21 protein-coding genes are annotated in these 21745 nt (G+C 67.4%); 13 read left to right on the top strand and 8 right to left on the bottom strand.

Features of this window, described 5'->3' with window-relative positions:
* Positions 1 to 293: 293 nt before the first annotated feature.
* The 7 genes from EDF58_RS24285 (at position 294) to EDF58_RS24255 (ending at position 8134) form a co-directional block, all read left to right on the top strand.
* Positions 294 to 1286, top strand: coding sequence for a glycosyltransferase (locus EDF58_RS24285; RefSeq protein WP_132270215.1), 993 nt, complete (start codon positions 294 to 296; stop codon positions 1284 to 1286).
* A 5-nt stretch (positions 1287 to 1291) separates the two neighbouring features.
* Positions 1292 to 2743 carry an oligosaccharide flippase family protein gene (locus tag EDF58_RS24280; RefSeq protein WP_132270213.1) on the top strand — a complete coding sequence of 484 codons (1452 nt, stop codon included), beginning with the start codon at positions 1292 to 1294 and terminating at the stop codon, positions 2741 to 2743.
* A 12-nt stretch (positions 2744 to 2755) separates the two neighbouring features.
* Positions 2756 to 3673, top strand: a complete 918-nt coding sequence (locus EDF58_RS24275; protein ID WP_132270211.1) for a beta-1,6-N-acetylglucosaminyltransferase — start codon at positions 2756 to 2758, stop codon at positions 3671 to 3673.
* Positions 3674 to 3723: 50 nt separating this feature from the next.
* Positions 3724 to 4683, top strand: a complete 960-nt coding sequence (locus tag EDF58_RS24270) for an aspartyl protease family protein (protein WP_132270209.1) — start codon at positions 3724 to 3726, stop codon at positions 4681 to 4683.
* A 145-nt stretch (positions 4684 to 4828) separates the two neighbouring features.
* The gene (locus EDF58_RS24265) at positions 4829 to 6649 is read left to right on the top strand and encodes an ABC transporter ATP-binding protein/permease (RefSeq protein WP_132270208.1); all 1821 of its coding nucleotides are present in this window, start codon (positions 4829 to 4831) and stop codon (positions 6647 to 6649) included.
* Positions 6650 to 6735: 86 nt separating this feature from the next.
* Positions 6736 to 6921 carry a hypothetical protein gene (locus EDF58_RS24260; RefSeq protein ID WP_165921565.1) on the top strand — a complete coding sequence of 62 codons (186 nt, stop codon included), beginning with the start codon at positions 6736 to 6738 and terminating at the stop codon, positions 6919 to 6921.
* Between the two features lie 163 nt (positions 6922 to 7084).
* Positions 7085 to 8134 carry a glycosyltransferase 61 family protein gene (locus EDF58_RS24255; protein ID WP_165921564.1) on the top strand — a complete coding sequence of 350 codons (1050 nt, stop codon included), beginning with the start codon at positions 7085 to 7087 and terminating at the stop codon, positions 8132 to 8134.
* A gap of 18 nt (positions 8135 to 8152) precedes the next feature.
* On the opposite strand, the gene EDF58_RS24250 is transcribed toward EDF58_RS24255, so the two are convergent.
* From EDF58_RS24250 to bamE, 6 genes are all read right to left on the bottom strand, one after another.
* Positions 8153 to 8356, bottom strand: a complete 204-nt coding sequence (locus tag EDF58_RS24250; RefSeq protein WP_132270202.1) for a DUF1737 domain-containing protein — start codon at positions 8354 to 8356, stop codon at positions 8153 to 8155.
* Between the two features lie 126 nt (positions 8357 to 8482).
* Positions 8483 to 9187 (bottom strand): phytanoyl-CoA dioxygenase family protein, encoded by a 705-nt coding sequence (locus EDF58_RS24245; RefSeq protein ID WP_243654484.1) that lies wholly within the window; start codon positions 9185 to 9187, stop codon positions 8483 to 8485.
* Entirely contained in the window at positions 9184 to 9582 is a 399-nt protein-coding gene (locus tag EDF58_RS24240; RefSeq protein WP_132270200.1) for a GFA family protein, read from the bottom strand. Before EDF58_RS24240 ends, EDF58_RS24245 begins: the two co-directional genes overlap by 4 nt.
* 99 nt (positions 9583 to 9681) lie before the next feature.
* Entirely contained in the window at positions 9682 to 10980 is a 1299-nt protein-coding gene (gene hslU, locus EDF58_RS24235; RefSeq protein WP_132270198.1) for an ATP-dependent protease ATPase subunit HslU, read from the bottom strand.
* A gap of 14 nt (positions 10981 to 10994) precedes the next feature.
* Positions 10995 to 11564 carry an ATP-dependent protease subunit HslV gene (hslV, locus tag EDF58_RS24230; protein WP_132270196.1) on the bottom strand — a complete coding sequence of 190 codons (570 nt, stop codon included), beginning with the start codon at positions 11562 to 11564 and terminating at the stop codon, positions 10995 to 10997.
* A gap of 152 nt (positions 11565 to 11716) precedes the next feature.
* On the bottom strand, positions 11717 to 12214 hold the full coding sequence (gene bamE / locus EDF58_RS24225) for an outer membrane protein assembly factor BamE (RefSeq protein ID WP_243654483.1): 498 nt from the start codon (positions 12212 to 12214) through the stop codon (positions 11717 to 11719).
* A gap of 168 nt (positions 12215 to 12382) precedes the next feature.
* On the opposite strand from bamE, the gene EDF58_RS24220 reads away from it, so the two are divergent.
* The 5 genes from EDF58_RS24220 to EDF58_RS24200 all read left to right on the top strand — a co-directional run bounded on the left by EDF58_RS24220 (position 12383) and on the right by EDF58_RS24200 (position 18602).
* Positions 12383 to 12898: a ubiquinol-cytochrome C chaperone family protein gene (locus EDF58_RS24220; protein ID WP_132270193.1), complete on the top strand. Its 516-nt coding sequence runs from the start codon at positions 12383 to 12385 to the stop codon at positions 12896 to 12898.
* Entirely contained in the window at positions 12895 to 13428 is a 534-nt protein-coding gene (locus tag EDF58_RS24215) for a YceD family protein (RefSeq protein ID WP_132270191.1), read from the top strand. Before EDF58_RS24220 ends, EDF58_RS24215 begins: the two co-directional genes overlap by 4 nt.
* Positions 13429 to 13607: 179 nt before the next feature.
* Positions 13608 to 17132, top strand: a complete 3525-nt coding sequence (locus tag EDF58_RS24210) for a response regulator (RefSeq protein ID WP_132270190.1) — start codon at positions 13608 to 13610, stop codon at positions 17130 to 17132.
* A 22-nt stretch (positions 17133 to 17154) separates the two neighbouring features.
* Positions 17155 to 17997 (top strand): CheR family methyltransferase, encoded by an 843-nt coding sequence (locus tag EDF58_RS24205; RefSeq protein ID WP_132270188.1) that lies wholly within the window; start codon positions 17155 to 17157, stop codon positions 17995 to 17997.
* Entirely contained in the window at positions 17994 to 18602 is a 609-nt protein-coding gene (locus EDF58_RS24200; RefSeq protein WP_132270186.1) for a chemotaxis protein CheB, read from the top strand. Before EDF58_RS24205 ends, EDF58_RS24200 begins: the two co-directional genes overlap by 4 nt.
* Here the strand turns inward: EDF58_RS24200 and EDF58_RS24195 are convergent.
* On the bottom strand, positions 18578 to 19174 hold the full coding sequence (locus EDF58_RS24195; RefSeq protein WP_132270184.1) for a hypothetical protein: 597 nt from the start codon (positions 19172 to 19174) through the stop codon (positions 18578 to 18580). The genes EDF58_RS24200 and EDF58_RS24195 overlap by 25 nt on opposite strands.
* A gap of 322 nt (positions 19175 to 19496) precedes the next feature.
* Here EDF58_RS24195 and EDF58_RS24190 point away from each other — a divergent pair, with 322 nt between their 5' ends.
* Positions 19497 to 19904: a hypothetical protein gene (locus EDF58_RS24190; RefSeq protein WP_132270182.1), complete on the top strand. Its 408-nt coding sequence runs from the start codon at positions 19497 to 19499 to the stop codon at positions 19902 to 19904.
* Positions 19905 to 19953: 49 nt separating this feature from the next.
* Here the strand turns inward: EDF58_RS24190 and poxB are convergent, their stop codons facing one another.
* Complete coding sequence (poxB, locus tag EDF58_RS24185; protein ID WP_132270180.1) at positions 19954 to 21690, bottom strand: ubiquinone-dependent pyruvate dehydrogenase; 1737 nt, start codon at positions 21688 to 21690, stop codon at positions 19954 to 19956.
* Positions 21691 to 21745 lie beyond the last annotated feature (55 nt).

Raw genomic sequence — 21745 nt, 5'->3', positions numbered from 1 at the left:
GGCGACCGCTGCAAGACCGTGTGGTCCGCTGCGGTGAGAGGCCCTCTAAAAGCACCCCGTGATTCGGTCAAACACTAATTTCAAAAAAACGACATTTCTGAAATTACCGCGGTTTCCCGTGGGTTCGACCTCTTCACGGGCAAATATGGGGGTGGATCGCGGGACAACAACCCCTGGCCATTTCCCTGTCCCTGCGGGGGACCTTGGACAATCACCTCACGCTTTCTTTACCAGCCTCGCATAAGGCAGCAGCCGAGCCATTTGCCGCGTCCAGAGGGAGTTCCGAAGCGTCCATGCCGAAACCGGCGATCAGCGTTGCCATGAGCGTCTACAATGGCGAGCGATTCCTGCCGCTCGCCATAGAGAGCGTGCTTGGCCAGAGCTTTGCCGATTTCGAGCTGCTGATCCTGGACGACGGATCGACCGACGGTTCGGCGGCGATCATCCGGCGATATGCCGAGGCCGATTCGCGCGTTCGGCCGGTGATCCGTGAAAACCGCGGCCTGATCGCCAGTCTCAACCAATTGCTCGGCATGGCCCAGGCGCCGCTCGTGGCCCGCATGGATGCCGACGACATCTGCCGCCCGGAGCGTTTCGCTCGCCAAGTCGCCTTCCTGACCGACCATCCGGACTACGGCGTCGTCGGAAGCTGGAGCGAGGACATCGGCGAGCACGGCGAAGCGCTGGTGCGCAGCGGGGCAGACCATCCGCTCGTCCACGAGGAAATGCTGGCGGCAATCGAGCAGGGCGAACAGCTCATCTGCCATCCCGCAGTGATGTATCGCCGCGACGTGGTGCTCTCCGTCGGCGGCTATCACGCCGCGTTCCGCCACTGCGAGGACCTGGACCTCTGGCTCAGGCTTTCCAGCGTGACCCGGATGGGCAACATTCCCGAACGCCTGCTGCGCTATCGCCGCTATCCCGACCAGGTATCCGCGCGCCATTCCACCGAGCAGCAGATCGGGGCCGTGATCGCGCGCCTGGCCTGGGAAGAACGCCGGGACGGACACCCGGATCCGACCGAGCATCTCTCCCGCCTGCCCGCCATCGACGAACTCGACGCGCTGTTCGGGCGGAGCGGCGTATCGCAGGCCGCGCGCGAGCGTGTGGCCCTGAGCCTGCGCTGGTCGCCTGCCGCAATGCGGGACGACGGCTTCGAGATCCTCCTCGACCATGTGCGCGAGGGCGGACGCCGCGATGGACTGTGGCGTACGGTCGCCCGGCTTCTTCGCTTCGGCGAGCCCCTGCGCGCCGCGCGCCTTGCCGCCGCGCTGGCGCGGAACTGAGCGCGATGTCGGTCCGCCGCGCCGCGCTCTGGTCCCTTGCCGCCCAATACGCGACGTTCACCATCCAGTTCGTCGCGAGCATCGTCATCTCGCGCCTGTTCCTGCTGCCGGCCGATGTCGGGCTGTTCTCCATCGCGCTGGCCGCGGCCATGCTGGTCTCGATCTTCCAGGACCTGGGCATCACCCGCTTCATCTCGGGCCAGCCGGAAATGAGCCCCGCGGCCCTGCCCCATTACGCGGCCGTAGCCGTGACGATCGGCTGGACGGTGGCCGTGGTGGTGGCCGTGGCCGCGCCGATCGTGGCGCACTTCTACGCCCAGCCGGCCATCGCGCCGCTGCTCTGGCTGATCGCGGCATCCTACCTGATCACGCCTTACGCCACCGTTCCGGCAGCCTTGCTGGTGCGCGAGATGAATTTCCGCACGCTCTTCCAGGTCAACGCCGGCAGCGCACTGGCCGGCAACGGCACCGCCATCGCCCTTGCCGCCTGCGGCTTCGGGGCCTCCTCGCTGGCCTGGGGTGTGCTGGCCACCGCCATGGCGCGCGCGGCCATCGCCAACCTCCATCGCCCCGTCCGTCCCCGCCTGCCGAAGGACACCGGATCGGTGCGCCCCATGCTCGGGTTCAGCTCGATGTCCTTCGTCCTGAGCGCCAGCGCCGCCATCGGCCAGCGTTCGCAGGACCTGATTGTCGGCCGCCTGCTCGGGATCGCCGCGACCGGCCTGTTCAGCCGCGCCAGCGCCCTGGCCGGCCAGCTCACCACTTTGGTGACCGGCGCCATCGGCAGCGTGTTCTACTCCGCCTTCGCCCGCAAGCGCGATGCGGGCGAGCCGCTCGCCGAGCCCTATCTCCACCTGGTAGCCTGCTATACCGCGCTCAACTGGGCGGCGATGATCGGCCTGGCCCTGGCGGCCGAGCCGCTGGTCATGCTGCTCTATGGCCCCAACTGGATCGGCTCCGCCCCGCTGCTGCGCTGGACCGCACTGGGGGAGATCTTCTTCGTTGCCGTCCCGCTGCAAATGGACGTGCCCCTGCTGCTGGGCCAGATCCGAAAGCTCGTCTGGGTCAACCTGCTCGACACGTCGGCCGCCGTGGTGATCCTGACCGCGGGCTGCTTCATCAGCCTCGACGCCGCAGGCATGAGCCGCGTGATCTACGGCTTCGTCTGGTGGGCGATCTACGCGGTCTATCTCGGCCGGCTGATCGGCTTCCGCTTCGGGGCCTTGATGAACGTCTACGTCCGCAGCGGCATCTGCGCGCTGGCCGCGGGCGTGCCGCTGATGATCGCGCGCTGGCAAGGCATGGAGCTGGGCCTGCTCGCCCTGCTGGTGCTCAGCGCCACCGGCGTTCTCGCCTGGCTGGCGGCCCTTGCGGCGACGCGCCATCCGGCCTGGAAGGAAGTGCGCATGATGGCCGAGGCGCTGTCCCGTCCGATCCTGTCGCGCCGGGCGGGCTGACCGGCCGTGAGAATGGCCTACCTGCTGCTCGCCCACGATGCGCCGGAGCAGCTCGAACGCCTGATCGAGACGCTGCTGGCCGCAAGCGCCGAGGATTTCGCGGTGATCCACGCCGACCGCCGCTCGGCGCTCTGGCACGCCTTGCGCAAGCGCCTGCCCGGTCCCGCCGGACGCGTGCATCTGGTGGCGGACCCGGTCGCCGTGCGCTGGGGCCACTGGAGCCAGGTGGCCGCCACCGCGAAGCTGGTACGAGAGGCGACCCGCCTCGGCTGCGAACGCGCCCATCTGCTCAGCGGCACCGACTGGCCGGTGGCCGCCCGCGCGGACATGGCGCGCGCGCTGGGGGCGAACCTCTGCCATGTCGAACTGCGGCCCGGCCACATGGCCGAGCGCATGCAGACTTATCGTTTCGACACCCGCTGGCTGCGGCTCGACCCCGCGCGGGACCGGCTCGCCTATGCCGCCACCTGGGAGCTTCGCCGCCTGGCGCGCTGGCTGGACCGCACGCGCGGCAAGCTGGGACGCGAACGCGCGCAGCCCTTCGGGACCTGGGCCTATGGCTCGCAGTGGTGGTCGCTTCCCGCCGATGCGCTCGACATGCTGGCCCGCGAGCTTCCGCCGCTGCTGCGGAGCGGCCGCCTGAAGGGCACGCTTTGCAGCGACGAACATGTCGTGCCCACGCTGGTCGCGCATTTCTTTCCCGACCGGATCGCCGCCAACCAGCGCTTCGTCCGCTTCCCGCAAGGTTCGTCCAGCCCGCGCCTGCTCGGCGCGAGGGACCTCGCGGAAGTGGCCGCGAGCGATGCCTGGTTCATGCGCAAGGTTTCGGCGGCGCACGACCCGTTCTTCCTCGATTCCCCTGCACTGCCGCATGCGCCGGAACGGGACGGCGGCCATGCGGAAACATTGGTGTCGCCCCGGCCCGAGTGATATGATCGACCCTGCGACATCCGCAAAATAGCGGTGCGCAGGAGAGAACGATGCCAGGAGCAGCCCTCGGGCTGACGCTCATCTTCGCCGAAGTGGCGATCCTGGGCGCACAGCCTCTCCCCCCGCCGTCCCAGCCGATCGCGGTCCAACTGCCGCAACCGGTCCCGAAACAGCCTGGCCCGCAGCATTTCGACAATGATATGGATGCGCCGATCCAGGGCCAGGCCGACGACGACGACCGCATGACCGTCTCGGTGGGCGTGGAGGGCCGCGGCCCCTACAACTTCCTCATCGACACCGGCTCGCAGACCACGGTGGTGTCGTCCGCGCTGGCGGGAAAGCTGGGACTGGTGCCGGGGCCGATCGTGCGGGTCATCAGCATGGGCGGCATGAGCAGCGTCGCCACCGCCCGGCTCGACTCGCTCGACATCGGGCTGAAATCCTATTCGGGCCTCACCGTACCCCTGCTCGAACGCCAGCACATCGGCGCGGACGGGATCGTCGGCACTGACAGCCTGCAGGACCAGCGGGTCGTGCTCGACTTCACGAAGAATACCATCGCCATCGGCGATGCGCAGAGCCTGGGCGGCAGCAGCGGCTACGAGATCATCGTGCGCGCCCGCAAGAAGGCGGGGCGTCTGATCATGACCAACGCCCTGATCGACGGTATCCGCGCCGATGTGGTGATCGACACCGGTGCCAGTTCCACCATCGGCAACCTCGCCCTGCAACGCGCCATCCGCGACAGGTCCACCGGCCAGACCACCCTGCTCTCCGTGACGGGCCACGAGCTTCCCGCGGGCCTCGGCCTCGCCCGCAAGCTGCAGATAGACGACGTGAACATCTCCAACGTGCTGATCGCCTTCGCCGATGCGCCGGCCTTCAAGGAGCTGAACTTGCGCAAGCGACCCGCCATCTTCCTGGGCATGCGCGAACTGCGGGTGTTCAAGCGGATCGCCATCGACTTCTCCACCCGGCGCATCCTGTTCGACATGCCCAAGGGGTCCTGAGCGGCTGGCTTATGCCCGGAGCGGGGGTTACGCCCTGCCCGCGGCCGCAGATTGGCCCGGTGCTTAGTGTCTCGCGCCCGCCCGTCGCGCGCCCCTGTCACGTCCCCGCGATTGTCTATTGGCGCCGGCACCCTAAATAGCGCCGATGCCGCCAGACACCGCCGTCACCGATTCGCGCGCCCGCCACGATGGCTGGCGCACCCTGCTGCGCTTCATGCCTTATCTCTGGCCCGTCGGAAATCCGGCGCTGCGCTGGCGGATCGTCTGGGCCTGCGTGTTCATCCTGCTGTCCACCGCGACGCAGCTGGCGCTGCCCTACCTGATGAAATGGGCGGTAGACCTCATGGGCGCCACCGGCCCCAGGCTGGTGCAACTGGCGATGCTCATGGTGCTGGGCTACGCGGCGGGCCGCCTGATCCAGACCGCCTTCGACAACTTCCGCAACATCGTGTTCGAGCGCGTCGGCCAGGACGCGACGCGCGAACTGGCGGAGAACGTGTTCGGCCAGCTCCACCGCCTTTCGCTGCGCTTCCACCTGGCGCGCCGCACCGGCGAAGTGACCAAGACCATCGAGCGCGGCACCAAGAGCATCGACACGATGCTCTACTTCATGCTGTTCAACATCGCGCCCACGATCCTGCAACTCGTGGTCGTGGCCGTGATCTTCTACATCAATTTCGGCCCCGGCCTCGTGATCGCGACGGCCCTGGCCATCGCCGCCTATATCTGGGTGACGCGCACGATCACCGAATGGCGCACCAAGCTGCGCGAACAGATGAACCGGCTGGACGGGCAGGCGCTGGCGCGGGCGGTGGACTCGCTGCTCAACTACGAGACGGTGAAGTATTTCTCCGCCGAGCATCGCGAGCAGGAACGCTATGCGCAGGCGACGCGGGCCTATGCCGTGGCGGCAGTGAAGAGCGAGAATTCGCTGGGACTGCTCAATATCGCGCAAGGCGTGGTGGTGAACCTGCTGATGGCCGGCGCGCTCGGCTATACCGTGTGGGGCTGGTACAAGGGGCAATATACCGCCGGCCAGCTCGTCTTCGTGCAGACTTACCTGACGCAGCTGTTCCGCCCGCTCGACATGCTGGGCATGGTCTATCGCACGATCCGGCAGGGCCTGATCGACATGGCGGAGATGTTCCGCCTGCTCGACGAACCGCAGGAAGTCTCGGACAAGCCCGGCGCCCCGGCGCTGGTGATCCAGCGGCCGTCGATCGTGTTCGACAACGTGGTCTTCGGCTACGAGCCCGACCGCCGCATCCTCAAGGGCCTGACGTTCGAAGTTCCGGCGGGCCAGAACTTCGCCGTCGTCGGTCCCTCCGGCGCGGGCAAGTCCACGCTCGCGCGGCTGCTGTTCCGTTTCTACGATCCGCAGGAAGGCCGCATTCTCATCGACGGCCAGGACATCGCCGGCATCACGCAGGAATCGCTGCGCGCCGCCATCGGCATCGTCCCGCAGGATTCGGTGCTGTTCAACGACACCATCGGCTACAACATCGGCTACGGCCGCGACGACGCGGTTCAGGCGGACATCGAATCGGCCGCGCGCGGCGCGGCGCTGATGGGCCTGATCGACCGCCTCCCGCAAGGCTTCGCCACGGAAGTGGGCGAGCGCGGCCTCAAGCTCTCGGGCGGCGAGAAGCAGCGCGTCGCCATTGCCCGCACGCTGGTGAAGAACCCGCCGATCCTGCTGCTGGACGAGGCGACATCCGCGCTCGACACCCGCACCGAGCAGGACATCCTGGCCACGCTGCACCGCGTCTCGGAAAACCGCACGAGCCTCTCGATCGCGCACCGCCTGTCGACGATCTCGGACTCGGACCGGATCCTGGTGCTCAACGACGGCCGCCTGTCCGAAAGCGGCACCCATGCCGAACTGCTGCGGCAGGACGGTCTCTATGCCGAGATGTGGGCCCGTCAGGCGGCGGAAGCCGAAGCGATGATCGAGGCGGCGGAATAGCGCAGGGCGGGCAGGAACCTTGCCCGCCCTCGCGGGTTGCGCAAGGGTCCAATCCTCCGGAGCCTGCCCGCGTGAAGATCCCACCGATGTCCGCCGTCCTCCTGCACATGGCGGCCCTGGCTCCCCTGATCCCTGCGGCCGTGATCGCCGGCCCGGTTCTCGCGCAGGAGGAGCCCGCGCCGGTTCGCCCGGTGGCGGCCGTCTCCGCCGAGAAGGTACAAGTCACGCTCCCCGATGGCGCCATTCGCGATCAGGCGCACCGACAGGACTGACCCCGCCCCCCTCTGCCTACCCCGCGTCCTGAAGGCGCAGGCATCCCTCGTTTTCCTCCCCGAAAAGCCCCGGGCCGACCTTCGGATTGCCCCTCACCGCGAGATCCGGAAAAATGCCCGCCACCGGCCGGCATCCGGCGCGGATTCGATCGGCAGGGAAAAGATGCTCGCCACCACCGACCCGTTTGTCAGGCACTTCGTCCAGCCGGTGCCCCGGCGCGAGCCGGTTGAAGTGCGGCTCTTCGCCGGCGAGCGGCGCCTGACGCTGGAAGTGGGCCGGCCGATGGACTTCCGCGCGCTGACCCTGCTGTCGGAACGGACCTGCTCGAAACGATCCGCCGATCTCGCCGGCTTCGGTCCCCGCGCGCTGGCCAAGCGCGCGATCGGCCGGTGGAGCAAGCCGATCGACGCGGGCCTGTTCCTCGATACCCGCCACATAGAGCCCAACAACGTCTCGCACCTGTTGATGGACATCGTCCCGCTGTGCCTTTCCGCCCGGCGCGCGGTGGGGGACGCCGCGTTCGTGTTCCGCCCGCTACAGCCGGCGTTTCGCGATCTGCTCCTGCAATTCGGGATCGATCCGCTCTGCACCTATCGGCCGGTGTCGGGCGAGAAACTCAGCTTCCGGCTGGCGCGCGGGCTGTCGCAGTTCGGGATCGAGGCGCATTTCGACGCGCCGCTCTACAGCTATACCGGCGAAGTCTACACCGACCACGGCGCCGCGCCATCCGGCCGCCGCAAGCTGTTCATTTCCCGCCGCGGCCCAAGGTCGCCCCTCAATGCGGCGCAGCTGGACGCCATGCTCGAGGCTCGGGGCTTCACCGTGGTCTACATGGAAGATCACGCGATCCCGGACCAGATCGCGCTGATGCAGGAGGCCGACGACGTCGTCGCCATCCACGGGGCGGCGCTGGCCTATCTGGCGCTGAAAGCCCGCACCTCCCGGGTGATCGAGATCATGCCGCCCAGCGTCTATCACGATCACTTTCCCATCGGGATCGGGCACAAGGTGGACCGCTATGTCCAGCTGATCCCGAGCTTCGACGAGAATGTCCAGTATCAGGGCTGGGCCGAAATCTACCGGCACAAGCAAAGCCCGTTCCATGTCGATCTGGCCCAGCTTGAGGAGGCGCTGGATGAAAGCACTCCTGGCGCAGGCGGCCGGGAAGCCGGCAAGGCCGCGCCGGCTCACCCCATCGCCATGGGCGCCTGAGAACGCCTCGGCCTGAGCTCAGTCCTTGACGACGTCGGCCTCGTGCCAGACCACGGCCTGGGCCGCCTTCATGCAGTTTTCGGCGGTATCCCACGACAGCGACGGCGAGCCATAGAGCCGCCATCCCTGCGCCAATGCTTCGGACACACGCTCGCAGAAGGCGCGGTCGTCAGCTCCGGTGAGCAGGCGGTAGATCGGGCGGTCCTCGGGGGTCTGGTACATCCTGGCATCTCTCTCTCGCTAGAGCGTTTCTACCGGGAGGATTCACCCGCTGGCCCGGAAAACGCGGCAAACCACGCCGCTGGAGCAGTCCGGCCGGTCGGTCGGATCGGAAACTGCTCCAGCGAATCAGATGCCTAACCACTCCAGCCCCGCTGGCAAGTCCCCAGCCGCGTAATCGACCTGGAGCACGCGCCTGCGCCGCCCCGGCCGCGCCGCATGGGACGCGTGGAGGATCGGCGTGCGATAGAGCCAGACGTCGCCCGGCTCGGCCAGGCAGGCATGGATCGGCGCTTCGTCCACGACGGCCCCGATCCTGTCGACCGCAATGCGGCCGAGCCGGTGAGAGCCCAGCGCCACCAGCAGGGACGCATTGTCCTCGTCCACCGGATCAAGGTGAATCCGCAAGGTCATCATGGCTTCGATCACCGCGAAGGGCGGTTCCACATGGTCGATCCCCTGCTTCACCGTCCATGGCCCGAACCCCGGCGCCTCGGCGCGGCTGCGCAGGGCGATGGTCCGGTCCTGATGCCAGCCGAGCGACCAGTCCGCCCGGTCGTTCTTGTCGAACAGCACGGCCCTTACCGGCTTCCCGGGCCGGCTTCGGTGCCGGGCGACGATGGCGCCGATCGGCCCTCCGGGAGACAGTATCTCGGCCAGTTCGGGATCCCCGGCGATGCGGCTTCCCGCGCGGCCATCCGGCCACTTTGCCAGCACGTCCTGCAAGTCCTTCAGGATCGGAAGCGCGCCGCCAGGACAGAGACAGGCCCCATCCCGCGCCAGATCGAGCGCCAGGTCAGCTGCCCTCGGTGCGGCCAGGTCCGGTTCGATCACCCCGGATAGCGCTCGAACTCCGGCAATTCGCCCATATGCTGCATCCAGCCCACGCGTTCGGCCACCTGGATATGGGCCTGGGGCGGGAGAGCGTCGGGATCGTCGAGCGTGGCGACCTGGATGTCGACGAGACCGGGAAGATAGGCTTCGTTCGTATAGGAAATGCCCGTGCCGCAGCGGGGGCAGAAGTGGCGCATGGCGCTGCCGCTGGAGTTGTAGACCGACGGGTTTCCGGCTGTCAGCGCGAAATCCGGCGTCTTGAAGGCCGCCCAGGCCACGACCGGCGCGCCGGAGGACTTGCGGCAATCGGCGCAGTGGCAGAGCGCGACGTGTTCCGGCTCTCCGTCCACGACATAGCGCACGTCACCGCACTGGCATCCACCTTCCAACTTCATCGCGAATCTCCCTCTGATGCGGGGGAGGCTAATCGATTCGGCGGAACATTCAAGGAACAACTGAAGTCGTCCCGGGCCGGGCCCGGGACGACGATCCGATCAGAGAATGTACTTCGAAAGGTCGGCGTTTCCGGCCAGGCCTTCCAGCTTCTCGCGAACGTAAGTCCGGTCGATGACCACGGTTTCGCCCTTGCGGTCCTCGGCCTCGAAGCTGAGTTCCTCCAGGAGCTTTTCCATCACCGTCTGCAAGCGGCGGGCACCGATGTTCTCCACGGTCTCGTTCACCAGCGCGGCGATGCGGGCCACTTCCTGCACAGCGTCAGTGGTGATCTCCACCGTCACTTCCTCGGTTTCGAGCAGCGCCTTGTACTGCGCCACGAGGTTCGCGCGGGTTTCCGAAAGGATGCGCACGAAGTCTTCCTCGGTCAGCGCCTTCAGCTCCACGCGGATCGGCAGGCGTCCCTGGAGTTCGGGCAGCATGTCGCTCGGCTTGGCGACGTGGAAGGCGCCGCTGGCGATGAAGAGGACATGGTCGGTCTTCATCGGGCCGTACTTGGTGGCGACGGTGGTGCCTTCGATCAGCGGCAGCAGGTCACGCTGCACGCCTTCGCGGCTCACCGAGCCGCCGCGCACGTCGGAAACGGCGATCTTGTCGATCTCGTCGAGGAAGACGATGCCGTTGGTCTCGGCATTGGCGAGCGCCGTGCGGGCGACATCGTCCTGGTCCATGCGCTTTTCCGACTCTTCGTCGACCAGCTTGTCCCAGGCGTCGGGCACTTTCATCTTTCGGCGCGTCAGCTTCTGGCCGCCGAACTTGCCCATGATGTCCGAGAGGTTGATCATGCCGACCGAGCCGCCCATGCCCGGGATCTCCATCGGCGCCGAGGGCGTGTCCTCGACTTCGATCTCGACTTCGGTCTCGTTCATGGCGTTTTCGGTGATGCGCTGGTGGAACGAGGCGCGGGTGGCCTCGGATGCGCCCTCGCCGACCAGGGCATTGAGCAGGCGCTCCATCGCGGCCTTGGAGGCAGCCTCACGCACCGAATCGCGGCGGCGGTCCTTTTCGAGGCGAATGGCCTCTTCCACGAGATCGCGGGCGATCTGTTCCACGTCGCGGCCGACATAGCCGACTTCGGTGAACTTGGTCGCTTCCACTTTCACGAAAGGCGCATCGGCCAGCTTGGCCAGGCGGCGGCTGATCTCGGTCTTGCCGCAGCCCGTCGGGCCGATCATGAGAATGTTCTTCGGCGTCACCTCGTCGCGCAAGTCGAGCGAGAGCTTCTGCCGGCGCCAGCGGTTGCGCAGCGCCACGGCTACGGCCTTCTTCGCCTCGCTCTGGCCGATGATATGCGCGTCGAGCGCGCGGACGATGGCCTTTGGGGTCAGGTTGTCTTTCATGGTGTCCTGGAAGCTCAGATGGTCTCGACCGTCACGCGGTCGTTGGTGAAGACGCAGATGTCGGCGGCGACGGCCATGGCGCGGCGCGCGATCTTCTCGGCGTCGTCCTCGTAGCTGTCGATGGCGCGCGCAGCGGCAAGGGCGTAGTTGCCGCCGGAGCCGATCGCGGTGATCTGGCTTTCGGGGCCGCCTTCGGGCTCCAGCACGTCACCATTGCCGGTGAGCACCAGCAGGGTATCGGCATCGGCCACGATCATCAGCGCTTCGAGATTGCGCAAGTACTTGTCCGTACGCCAATCCTTGGCGAGTTCGACGGCCGCGCGCATGAGCTGGCCGCGGTGCTGCTCCAGCTTGCGCTCCAGCCGTTCGAACAGGGTGAAGGCGTCAGCCGTGGCGCCGGCGAAGCCCGCGATCACCTTGCCGTCGCCGATGCGGCGCACCTTGCGCGCATTGGGCTTCATCACCGTGTTGCCCATGGAAACCTGACCGTCACCGGCGATGACGGTCTTGTCGCCCTTCTTCACACCGATGATCGTCGTACCGTGCCACTGGATCAGGCCGTGGCTAGCCCCGCTATTATCCATGCCGCGGGATATATGTCGGCATTCTCAGGGTTCAAGCGGGTAAGGCGCAACCACCCGCGCGCCCGAAACAACAAAAAACGTCCGCGAAACCGATAGGCGGTCTCACGGACGTTTTGCAGGCGATCTCGTGACCGCCCTCTCTCCGTCTGGAATCAGCTGCCGTTCGGTCCGGGGCCCGTGGGCTGGGTGCCGGCACCGCCCATGCCCCCAGCGCCAACGGCGCCGATGTTGCCGAACAGGTCTTCCAGCAACCCGCGGTGACGGCCGAGGGTCGGCGTGGTGTCGCCGTTCGGGTTGATGCGGGCCACCTGCTCCATGCCGCGCTTGTCGACGCCGACGACATTGCCGGCCGGATCGAAGCGCACGCGCAGCACGGTCTGCTCCGAGGTCTGCGGACGGCGGAACGGCGGGGTCTTCACCGTCTGCGAGATGTAGTAATAGTCCTTCTCGCCGAACTGGCTGACGAACGTCGGGCGGCCGAGCGTCTTTTCCACCGAGAGGCGGTTGTCGATGCCGGGCTGCACCGAATCGAGCAGCGTCTGGTCGATCAGGTAACCGCGATGGTCGCGGACCGACGTGCATCCTGCCGTCAGCGCAGCCAGCGCCAGCGCGATGCCTGCCGCCTTAGCCATGTGACCGTAACTGCGCATTTTCCCACTCCATTCGGGGCCGAGGCCTGGTTCGGGCATTGCCACCCGGCGCAGGGCCCATATATCGGCCAGATAACGGCACCGAGCCTTAGAGCCCGCCAGCCCGTCACGCAATGGGCGTTGGGGCAGGTCGATTGAATTGCCGATGAACGAAAGGTCAGACTGTCCGTGTCCTTGCTTTCCCGTCTCGTCGGCAAGAGTTCCGACCCTCGCGCAGAAGTCCGTCCGCTCTGGCACCGGGTGGTGGAAATCGCCCGCGAAAAGCCTTGGTATGCGCAGTTCGGCGTGGCCGATACCGTGGCCGGCCGCTTCGATGCGGTCACGCTGGTGCTGGCGCTCGTCATGCTGCGGATGGAACGGGACAGCGCGCTCATCACCCCCTCGGTCCATCTGACCGAGCTGTTCGTGGACGACATGGACGGCCAGCTGCGCCAGTCCGGCGTGGGCGACCTGGTGGTGGGCAAGCGCATGGGCAAGCTGATGAGCGTGCTCGGCGGCCGCATCGGCGCGCTTCGTGAAGCGCTGCCGCAAGGCGGCGCAGCGCTGGCCGAAGTCCTCGGCCGCAACGTAACGCTGATCGAGGGCGCCGACCGCCTGGCCCTTGCCGCCCATGTGAAGGCGCTGGCGCTCCAGCTCGACGCCGTTTCCGATCCCGACCTCATGAACGCGAGCATTGCGCGATGACCGACACCCCTGCCTTCAAGCCCGAATTCTCCCGCAGCCTCGACATCCGCCAGGCCGAAGTCAAAGCCGCCCACCGCGTCGAAGCCGACGCGGCCGAGCGTGCCGCGCTGGCGGTGCGTTTCGGTCTCGTGCGGATCAACCGGCTCGCCGCCGACATCGAACTGGAACGCCGCGACCGCAAGGTCGAAGGGCGCGGCCGGATCAAGGCGGACTACATCCAGGCCTGCGCCGTTTCGGCCGAGGATATCGCCGTATCGCTGGACGAGCCGGTCTACTTCCGCTTCGTTCCCCAGGCCGGCGATCATACGCCGGACGAGGAAATCGAACTCGATTCGGACGATTGCGACGAAGTCGAATATACCGGCAGCCATATCGACCTCGGCGAAGCGGTGGCGCAGAGCCTTGCGCTGGCCATCGATCCGTTCCTGACCGGGCCGGAAGCCGATGCCGCGCGCAAGGCCGCCGGAATCGGCACGCCCGAAGACAGCGGCCCCTTCGCGGCGCTGAAGGGCCTTGGCCTGAAGGAGTGACTGGCGCCGGGTGACGCCCGGCCGGGGAGAATCCGAAGGTTTTCGCCCGAAATGCGGCCACCTGCCGCCGTGGGAGCGCGGAGATTGCGCTCAGGATTTCCTTCCGGTGACGGAACGCCTTGATCGCTGGCGTATTTCCCCGCAAGCGGGAGGTTCCGCTCTCCTTTCCTGGCAGGCCCATGCATTCACCATTCCCGCAGACCGATCCTGCCCAGCAGATTCTCGGCAGTTCTTCCCTGCGCACCCGGTCGCGCCCCGGTCTCGATCCCAAGACGACGTTCGGCCTCGCGATCGCGATCCTGTTCTTCCTGGCCAGCGGGACGGTGGCCTACCTCAATGTGCGCGTGCTGCGCGACGATGCCGCCAGGATCGTCCATTCGCACGAAGTGATCGTGTCGCTGAACGGCTTGCTTTCAGCGGTGCAGGATGCCGAGACCGGGCAGCGCGGATACCTGCTGACCGGGCGGGAGAGCTATCTCGACCCATACCGCAGCGCCCTGGCCGATGTCGGCGGGCAGCTTGAGACGATCACCGCGCTCACCCGCGACAATCCCGATCAGCAAAGCCGCCTCCAGCCGCTGCGCCGCCACATCGATGCCAAGCTGGCCGAACTGAAGGAGACCATCGAGGCGCGCAGGAACGGCGGCCTCGAAGCCGCGCTGCTGCTGGTCGCCTCGGATCGCGGCAAAGTGGAGATGGACGCGGTCCGCAGCCAGCTCGCGCAGATGCAGCTGGAAGAGGCGCGGCTGCGGCAGGAGCGGCTCACGGAAATGGAGCAGGCCTACAAGTCGGCCTGGGCGAGCGGCGTGGCCTCCTGCCTCCTGGGCATCGTCCTGACCCTGGTGATCGGCTTCCTGATCCGCCGCGCGGCGATTGCCGCGGGGCAGCGCGAGTGGCTGCAATCCGGCCAGGTCGGCCTGGCCTCCGCCGTGCTGGGCGACCAGCCGGTGGAGCAACTGGGCGAGAGCATCCTGGCCTTCCTGGTCCGCTTCGTGGGCGCGCAGGCAGGCGCGGTGTTTTCCGGGGACGGCCATCACTTCCGCCGGGTCGCGGCTTACGGCGTGCCCGCGGATGCGGGCATCGTCGAGCGCTTCTCGCTGCGGCAGGGCCTGCTGGGGCAAGTCGCGGCGGATGGCGAGCCGGTGCTCCTGGCCGACATTCCCGACAGCTACCTCACCATCGGCTCCACTTTCGGCAGCGACAAGCCGCGCCATCTGCTGATCGCCCCGGTCGTGGCCGACGAAACCGTCCACGGCGTGATCGAGCTGGGCTTCCTCCAGCCGGTGGACGACCAGGTCCTGGCGTTCCTGCGCGAGATTTCCAACGCGGCGGGCGTCGCGCTGCGCTCGGCCCGCTACCGCGCCGACTTGCAGCACCATGCCGAGGAACTCCAGGTCCAGAGCGAGGAACTGCGCGTCTCCAACGAAGAGCTGGAAGAACAGGGCCGCGCCCTGCGCGAATCGCAAGTGCGGCTGGAGCACCAGCAGGTCGAGCTGGAGCAGACCAACTCGCAGCTGGAGGAACAGGCCCAGCAACTGGAGCACCAGCGCGACGATCTGGCCCGCTCGAATGCCGTGGTCGAACTGAAGGCCCAGGAGCTGGAGCAGGCCAGCCGCTACAAGTCCGACTTCCTGGCCAACATGAGCCACGAATTGCGCACGCCGCTCAATTCGCTGCTGATCCTCTCCAAGCTGCTGGGCGACAATCCGCGCGCCAACCTCTCGGGCGAGCAGGTGCAATATGCCCGAACCATCGAAGCGTCCGGCAACGACCTGCTGGCGCTGATCAACGACATTCTCGACCTTTCGAAGATCGAGGCCGGGCATTTGCAGATCCGGCCCGAGACAGTGCTGCTGGACCGGCTCGCCAGCGACATGCGGCAGGTCTTCCAGCCGGTGGCGCAGACGCGTGGGCTGGACTTCGAGATCCGCATCGCCCCGGATTGCCCCGCCACGCTCGATACCGACCGCCAGCGCCTGGAGCAGATCCTCAAGAACCTGCTGTCCAACGCCTTCAAGTTCACCGAGGCGGGCAGCGTGCGACTGGAGATCGCGCCGGACGGCGACGATGCCCTGCTGCTGGCGGTCACCGACACCGGCATCGGCATTCCCGAGGACCAGCAACGCGCCATTTTCGAGGCGTTCCGGCAGGCGGACGGCACGGTGAACCGCAAGTACGGCGGCACCGGCCTTGGCCTTTCGATCTCACGCGAGCTGGCCCGCCTGCTGGGCGGCGCGATCTCGCTGGCGAGCGTGGCCGGAAAGGGCAGCCGCTTCACCTTGCGCATGCCGCTCGCCCATGACCCGGCGCAGGCCGGGCCGGGCAGCGCGAGTGCCCTTGCACCGGCGCTGCCTTCGGTCTTCGCGCCCGCCCCTTCCGGCATGCCGCAATTCACCGCGTCCCAGTTCGCGGCGTCCCCCCAGCCGGCCCCGCCCGCGCCTCCTGCCGGGCGCGCACCGGCCGCGGCCGTCCTGCCGCGCCCGGTCGAGGACGACCGCGACACGGCCGCCATGGCCCAGCGCGTCCTGCTGGTGGTCGAGGACGATTCCTCCTTCGCGGGCATCGTGCGCGACATGGCGCGGGAAATGGGCTTCCAGTGCCTCGTTTCCGGCACCGCCGAAGAGGCGCTGCAACTGGCGCGCAGCTTCCGTCCCCATGCCGTCGTGCTGGACATCGGCCTGCCCGACCAGTCCGGCCTCGCCCTGCTCGACCGCCTGAAGCGCGATGTCGAGACGCGCCATATCCCGGTCCACGTCGTGTCGGGTTCCGACCATACGCAGACCGCCCTGTCGCTGGGCGCCATCGGCTATCTGGTGAAGCCGGTGAAGCGCGAGGATCTTTCGGCCGTGCTCCAGGCCCTGGCCGCCAAGCTCGATTCCTCCACGCGCCGGGTGCTCATCGTCGAGGACGACCCCGTCCAGCGTGACGCCGTGGCGCGGCTGCTGACTTCCGGCGATGTCGAAACCGTGGCCGCCGCCACTGCCGCCGAATGCCTGGAGCTGCTGGCCAGCCAGACATTCGATTGCATGGTGCTGGACCTCGCCCTGCCCGATGCCAGCGGATTCACCCTGCTGGAAACCCTCAGCCGCGAGGGCGCCTATGCCTTCCCCCCGGTGATCGTCTATACCGGCCACGACCTGACGCCGGACGACGAGCAACGCCTGCGCCGCTATTCGGATTCGATCATCATCAAGGGCGCCCGCTCGCCCGAACGCCTGCTCGACGAAGTGTCGCTGTTCCTGCACCAGGTCGTCACCGAAATGCCGCCCGAGCAGCAGAGCATGATCCAGCAGGCCCGCAACCGCGACGCGATCCTCGAAGGGCGGCGCATCCTGGTGGTGGAGGACGACGTGCGCAACGTCTACTCGCTCACCAACATCCTCGAACCGCAAGGCGCGGTGGTGGAGATCGCGCGCAACGGGCAGGAGGCGATCGACGCGCTCGACCGCTCCTCCGGCGATGACGGCCGCCGCATCGACCTGGTGCTGATGGACGTGATGATGCCGGTGAAGGACGGGCTCACCGCCACGCGCGAAATCCGCCAGGACCCGCGCTGGGCCAAGCTGCCGATCATCACGCTGACCGCCAAGGCCATGCCGGACGACCAGGAACGCTGCATCGAGGCCGGCGCCAACGACTACATGTCCAAGCCGCTGGACGTGGACAAGCTGCTCTCGCTGGTCCGGGTCTGGATGCCGCGATGAAGCAAGGCGCGGGACGATCGTGATGGAGAACGACAGGATCCAGGAGGAGAAGATCGAGGATATCGAGATCCGCCTGCTGCTGGAGGCCCTCTACAGCCGTTACCACTACGATTTTCGGGGCTACGCCCAGGCCTCGCTGAAACGGCGCTTGCGGCAGGCCCGCGACCAGCTCGGCCTGCCGACCTTCTCGGCGCTGCAGGACCGGATGCTGCGCGATCCCGCCATCGTCACGCGCCTGCTCGGCTTCCTGACCGTGCAGGTCAGCGAACTGTTCCGCGATCCCGCCTATTTCCGCGCCATTCGCGAGAAAGTCGTGCCGCATCTGCGCACCTACCCCTCGCTGAAAGTCTGGATCGCGGGGTCCAGCACCGGCGAGGAGCTCTATTCCTTCGTCATCCTGTTCCGCGAGGAAGGGCTGGAGGACCGGACGCTGTTCTACGCCACCGACATCAGCCAGGAAGCGCTGGACGCCGCCGCGCGCGGCATCTACCCGCTCGACCGGATCCGGGCCTTTACCGAGAACCACCAGCTTTCGGGCGGAAAGTCCTCGCTCTCCGACTATTATTCCACCGCCTATGGCCGCGCCGTCTTCGACAAGAGCCTGCGCGACCGCGTGGTCTTTTCCGACCACAGCCTGGTCACCGATGCCGTCTTTGCAGAAATGCACCTGATCTCCTGCCGCAATGTCATGATCTATTTCGACCGGGAATTGCAGGACCGCGCGGTGGGGCTGTTCCGGGAATCGCTGGCACGCAAGGGCTTCCTGGGGCTGGGCGCGCGGGAAAGCCTGCGCTTCTCGCAATATGCCGGTGCCTTCAGCGCTTTCGTGCGCGAGGAGAAGATCTACCAGAGGCGCGATCCATGACCGAAAGCGCCCCGAGCGCGCCGCGTGCGGTGGTCATCGGGGCTTCGGCCGGCGCGGTGGAAGCGCTGTTGCATGTGCTGCCGCAGCTTCCGCGCGGCTATCCGCTGCCGGTGCTGGTCGTCGTCCATGTCCCGCCCCAGCGTCGCAACGTGCTGGCCTCGCTCTTCGCGGCCCGCTGCCCGCTCGACGTGCGCGAGCCCGACGACAAGGAACCGGCCGCGCCGGGCACGATCCTCTTCGCCCCGCCGGACTATCACATGCTGGTGGAGGCGGATCGCACGATCTCGCTTTCGGTGGAGGGGCCGGTGCAGTTTTCCCGCCCCTCGATCGACGTGCTCTTCGAAAGCGCCGCCGATGCCTATGGCCCGGGGCTGATCGGCGCCGTGCTCACCGGCGCCAACCATGACGGCGCCGAGGGCCTGGCCGCCGTGGCCGCGGCCGGAGGCATGGCCATCGTGCAGGACCCCGCACAGGCCGCCTATCCGGTCATGCCCGAGGCCGCCCTGGCCCTGACGCCGCGCGCCGAGCGGCTGACCCTGGACGGGCTGGTGCGCCGCCTGCTGGCCGCCGGCGATCCGTCTCAGGCCGGCGAAATCAGCCGGTAAGCGCCGCCCATCAGCCGCGTCACTTCCTCGCTGCTCAGGACATATTGCGGCTCGTAGCCCAGGCCCGAGCGCCTGGTGCGCCGCCAGTGATCGACGTAGAGGCCCTTGTCCGGTCCGAACACCGAATGGACGTGGCGCGCCAGTTCGGCCGGGCAGCTGGCGGAAGCAGCCTCGCGGAAGATGGCGATGTCGGCCACGTAAGGCCCGACCATGACCCAGACGTGCCCGCTCCAGTGCAGGTCCTCGGCGCCGAACACGGCGGGGCCGTCCACCGGCTCGCGGCGGCCGTGAACCGGCGTTCCATCCACCGAGAGCACCCCGGCCACCACCTGCACGGGCGCCGAAAGGTGCCGTTCGAGCTGTACCGCCAGCGCCGCGCTCAGCCAGGCAGAAGCCGCGCGATCCTCGCTCGCGGCCTTTGGAAAGACTTTCAGGATCTCCACCGCGCAGGCGGCCAGCCGGGCCTTGTCGCCATCCGGCATCTCGTAAGCCTTGAACGCCTTGGCCGCGGCCCAGCCGTGCTGCGCGGCCACCAGCGTGCCGAGCTGGATCAGGTCTTTTGCGCCTATCATCTGAAAACCGTCATCCGAAAATTCCTGCTGGTCGTGCCCGGGGCCTGTCCGAAACCTGCCACACAGGGCCGATCCCGGTCCCCGGGCGGCCACTGGCCCGGCCCCTTAGAGGAGCTTGGCAACCAGGCCAAGCACGGTTTCGCCAGGGCGCGCCGAACGCCGCGCAAACAGCGGCGCCCCTCCGGCACGCACCGATCATGACATTTCCCGTTCACCCCTTGCCCGCGGCCCTGCCGGGATGCGATCAGCGAAGGTCAACCTTCTGTATCCGGCCCCTGAATTTCGCCCCTGAAACTTGCCCCTGAAACCTGAAAGAATCATCATGCGCGCGCTTCGCCTTCCGGCCCTGACATTCTCCCTGGCCGCCGCCCTTTCGGCACCCGCGGGCGCGCAAGTGAAGGACCGCCACGGCAACGAACTCCATGTCGGCAGCCCGCTGAAGCCGGTGGCGGACTATGACGGCGGCACCATCAGCAAAGGCCGCCCGGCGCAATGCGTGCTGGACGGCGATCCGCGCAAGGTCTGCACTTTCTACCCCCGCAACGGCGACGGCAGCTTCGCCATCGACGTGGAAGGCCGGGCCTACTACGCGGACAAGACGGCGCCGAACCGCATCACGGTGGATTACGACAACGGCGCGCGGATGGTGCCGCAAGGCGCTTTCACGCGCAGCCCGCGCGATCCCGCCTGCTGGGTCCAGGGTGCCAGCCGCAAGATCTGCGTCTATTGATGGCGCGCCGGGCGGCCGGCGTTCCCGCGCCGGCCGCAGCGACGCCCACTCAATGCCAGAGGTTGGTGCGCGCCAGATCGACCAGCTCGTCGCCGCGCCCGCTCATCACCGCCCGCAGCATGTAGAGCGTGAAGCCCTTGGCCATCTCGGCATTGATCTTGGGCGGGATCGGCAGCTCGGTCCGGGCGACCACGGCATCGACCAGCACCGGACCGTCATGGGCCAGCGCCTCGGCCAGGCCGGATTCGACGTCGGCCGGGTCTTCCAGCCGGATTCCCTTGATGCCGATCGCCTCGGCCATGGCCGCGAAGTTCGGATTGTCGAGTTCGGTGCCGAAAGGCAGGAAGCCGGTGGACTTCTGCTCCACTTCCACGAAGCCCAGCGTGCCGTTGTTGAAGACCACGATCTTGGCGGGAAGGCGGTATTGGCGCAGCGTCAGCAGGTCTCCCATCAGCATGGCGAACCCACCGTCTCCCGATAGCGAGATCACCTGCCGACCAGGAAAGGCACATTGCGCGCCCAGCGCCATCGGCATGGCATTGGCCATGGAGCCATGCCAGAGCGAGCCGATCAGCCGCCGCTTCCCGTTCATCCGCAAGTAGCGCGCCGCCCATACCGTGGGCAGGCCGACATCGAAGGTGAAGACGGCATCCTCGGACGCCAGGTCGCTGAGCGCCTTGGCCACTTGCTGCGGATGGATCGGCGTCTTGCCCGGCTTGCCTTCGGCCAGCCCGTCCAGGTCCTTGCGAGTACGGCGATAGTGCTCGACCGCCTTGTCCAGGTGCTTGCGGTCCGGCTTGTCCGGCAGGCGCGGCAGCAGCGCGCGGATCGTCGCGCCCACGTCTCCCACCACGCCCAGGTCCAGAGAGGCCCGGCGGCCGAGCTGGCCGGGCCGGATGTCGACCTGCAGGGTCCGCACATCGGAGCCGGTGGGGTAGAACTGGCGATAGGGAAAGTCCGTGCCCAGCATCAACAGGATGTCGGTATCCATCATCGCGTAGTAGCCCGAGGAAAAGCCGATCAGCCCGGTCATGCCCACGTCGTAGGGATTGTCGTACTCGACGTGCTCCTTGCCCTTCAGCGCGTGGACGATCGGCGCTTTGAGCTTTTCCGCCAGGGCCAGGAGTTCGTCGTGCGCGCCTTCGCAGCCCGAGCCGCAGAGCAGGGTCACGCGCTTGTCCGGCTCCAGCATGGCCGCCAGGGCATCGAGCTGCGCCTCTTCGGGCACGACCACCGGCGGCTTGGGCAGCAGGCCCAGCGGCTTGGGCCAGGCCTCGTTGGCGGCGGGCTTCAGCGCCACGTCTCCGGGGATGACCAGGACGGAGACGCCCCGCTCGCCGATGGCGGTGCGGATCGCGATTTCCAGGCTGCGCGGCATCTGCGAAGGATCGGAAACCAGCTCGCAGTAATGGCTGCACTCGCGGAACAGCTCCTGCGGATGGGTTTCCTGGAAATAGCCCGAACCGATCTCGGGCGAAGGAATCTGGGCGGCGATGGCCAGCACCGGCACGCGGGAGCGGTGGCAGTCGAACAGGCCATTGACGAGGTGCAGGTTGCCCGGCCCGCAGCTTCCCGCGCAGACCGCGATGCTGCCGGTCAGGTGAGCCTCGGCGCCGGCGGCGAAGGCGGCCACTTCCTCGTGGCGAACATGGATCCATTCGATCCGGCCATGGGCGCGGATGGCATCGGTCAGCCCGTTGAGGCTGTCACCGACCACGCCGTAGACTCGTTTGACACCGGCGGCTTCCAGCGTGGCAATGAATTGTTCGGCAACGTTCCTGGCCATGTTTCACCTCGTCTCGGGACATCGAATGGGGCACCGAAGGGTTCAAACCCCTCTC

Origin of the sequence: Novosphingobium sp. PhB57, assembly GCF_004342985.1 — a bacterium.
GTDB lineage: Bacteria > Pseudomonadota > Alphaproteobacteria > Sphingomonadales > Sphingomonadaceae > Novosphingobium.
This window is presented reverse-complemented; position numbering and strand designations above follow the sequence as displayed.

Coding starts and splice junctions, on each gene's coding strand:
- EDF58_RS24280 (WP_132270213.1), top strand. CDS start 1,292: ATGTCGGTCCGCCGCGCCGCGCTCTGGTCCCTTGCCGCCCAATACGCG.
- EDF58_RS24190 (WP_132270182.1), top strand. CDS start 19,497: ATGCGCGCGCTTCGCCTTCCGGCCCTGACATTCTCCCTGGCCGCCGCC.
- EDF58_RS24210 (WP_132270190.1), top strand. CDS start 13,608: ATGCATTCACCATTCCCGCAGACCGATCCTGCCCAGCAGATTCTCGGC.
- EDF58_RS24205 (WP_132270188.1), top strand. CDS start 17,155: ATGGAGAACGACAGGATCCAGGAGGAGAAGATCGAGGATATCGAGATC.
- EDF58_RS24270 (WP_132270209.1), top strand. CDS start 3,724: ATGCCAGGAGCAGCCCTCGGGCTGACGCTCATCTTCGCCGAAGTGGCG.
- EDF58_RS24275 (WP_132270211.1), top strand. CDS start 2,756: ATGGCCTACCTGCTGCTCGCCCACGATGCGCCGGAGCAGCTCGAACGC.
- bamE (WP_243654483.1), bottom strand. CDS start 12,214: ATGCGCAGTTACGGTCACATGGCTAAGGCGGCAGGCATCGCGCTGGCG.
- EDF58_RS24215 (WP_132270191.1), top strand. CDS start 12,895: ATGACCGACACCCCTGCCTTCAAGCCCGAATTCTCCCGCAGCCTCGAC.
- hslU (WP_132270198.1), bottom strand. CDS start 10,980: ATGAAAGACAACCTGACCCCAAAGGCCATCGTCCGCGCGCTCGACGCG.
- EDF58_RS24255 (WP_165921564.1), top strand. CDS start 7,085: ATGCTCGCCACCACCGACCCGTTTGTCAGGCACTTCGTCCAGCCGGTG.
- EDF58_RS24285 (WP_132270215.1), top strand. CDS start 294: ATGCCGAAACCGGCGATCAGCGTTGCCATGAGCGTCTACAATGGCGAG.
- EDF58_RS24265 (WP_132270208.1), top strand. CDS start 4,829: ATGCCGCCAGACACCGCCGTCACCGATTCGCGCGCCCGCCACGATGGC.
- EDF58_RS24240 (WP_132270200.1), bottom strand. CDS start 9,582: ATGAAGTTGGAAGGTGGATGCCAGTGCGGTGACGTGCGCTATGTCGTG.
- poxB (WP_132270180.1), bottom strand. CDS start 21,690: ATGGCCAGGAACGTTGCCGAACAATTCATTGCCACGCTGGAAGCCGCC.
- EDF58_RS24195 (WP_132270184.1), bottom strand. CDS start 19,174: ATGATAGGCGCAAAAGACCTGATCCAGCTCGGCACGCTGGTGGCCGCG.
- EDF58_RS24260 (WP_165921565.1), top strand. CDS start 6,736: ATGTCCGCCGTCCTCCTGCACATGGCGGCCCTGGCTCCCCTGATCCCT.
- EDF58_RS24250 (WP_132270202.1), bottom strand. CDS start 8,356: ATGTACCAGACCCCCGAGGACCGCCCGATCTACCGCCTGCTCACCGGA.
- hslV (WP_132270196.1), bottom strand. CDS start 11,564: ATGGATAATAGCGGGGCTAGCCACGGCCTGATCCAGTGGCACGGTACG.
- EDF58_RS24200 (WP_132270186.1), top strand. CDS start 17,994: ATGACCGAAAGCGCCCCGAGCGCGCCGCGTGCGGTGGTCATCGGGGCT.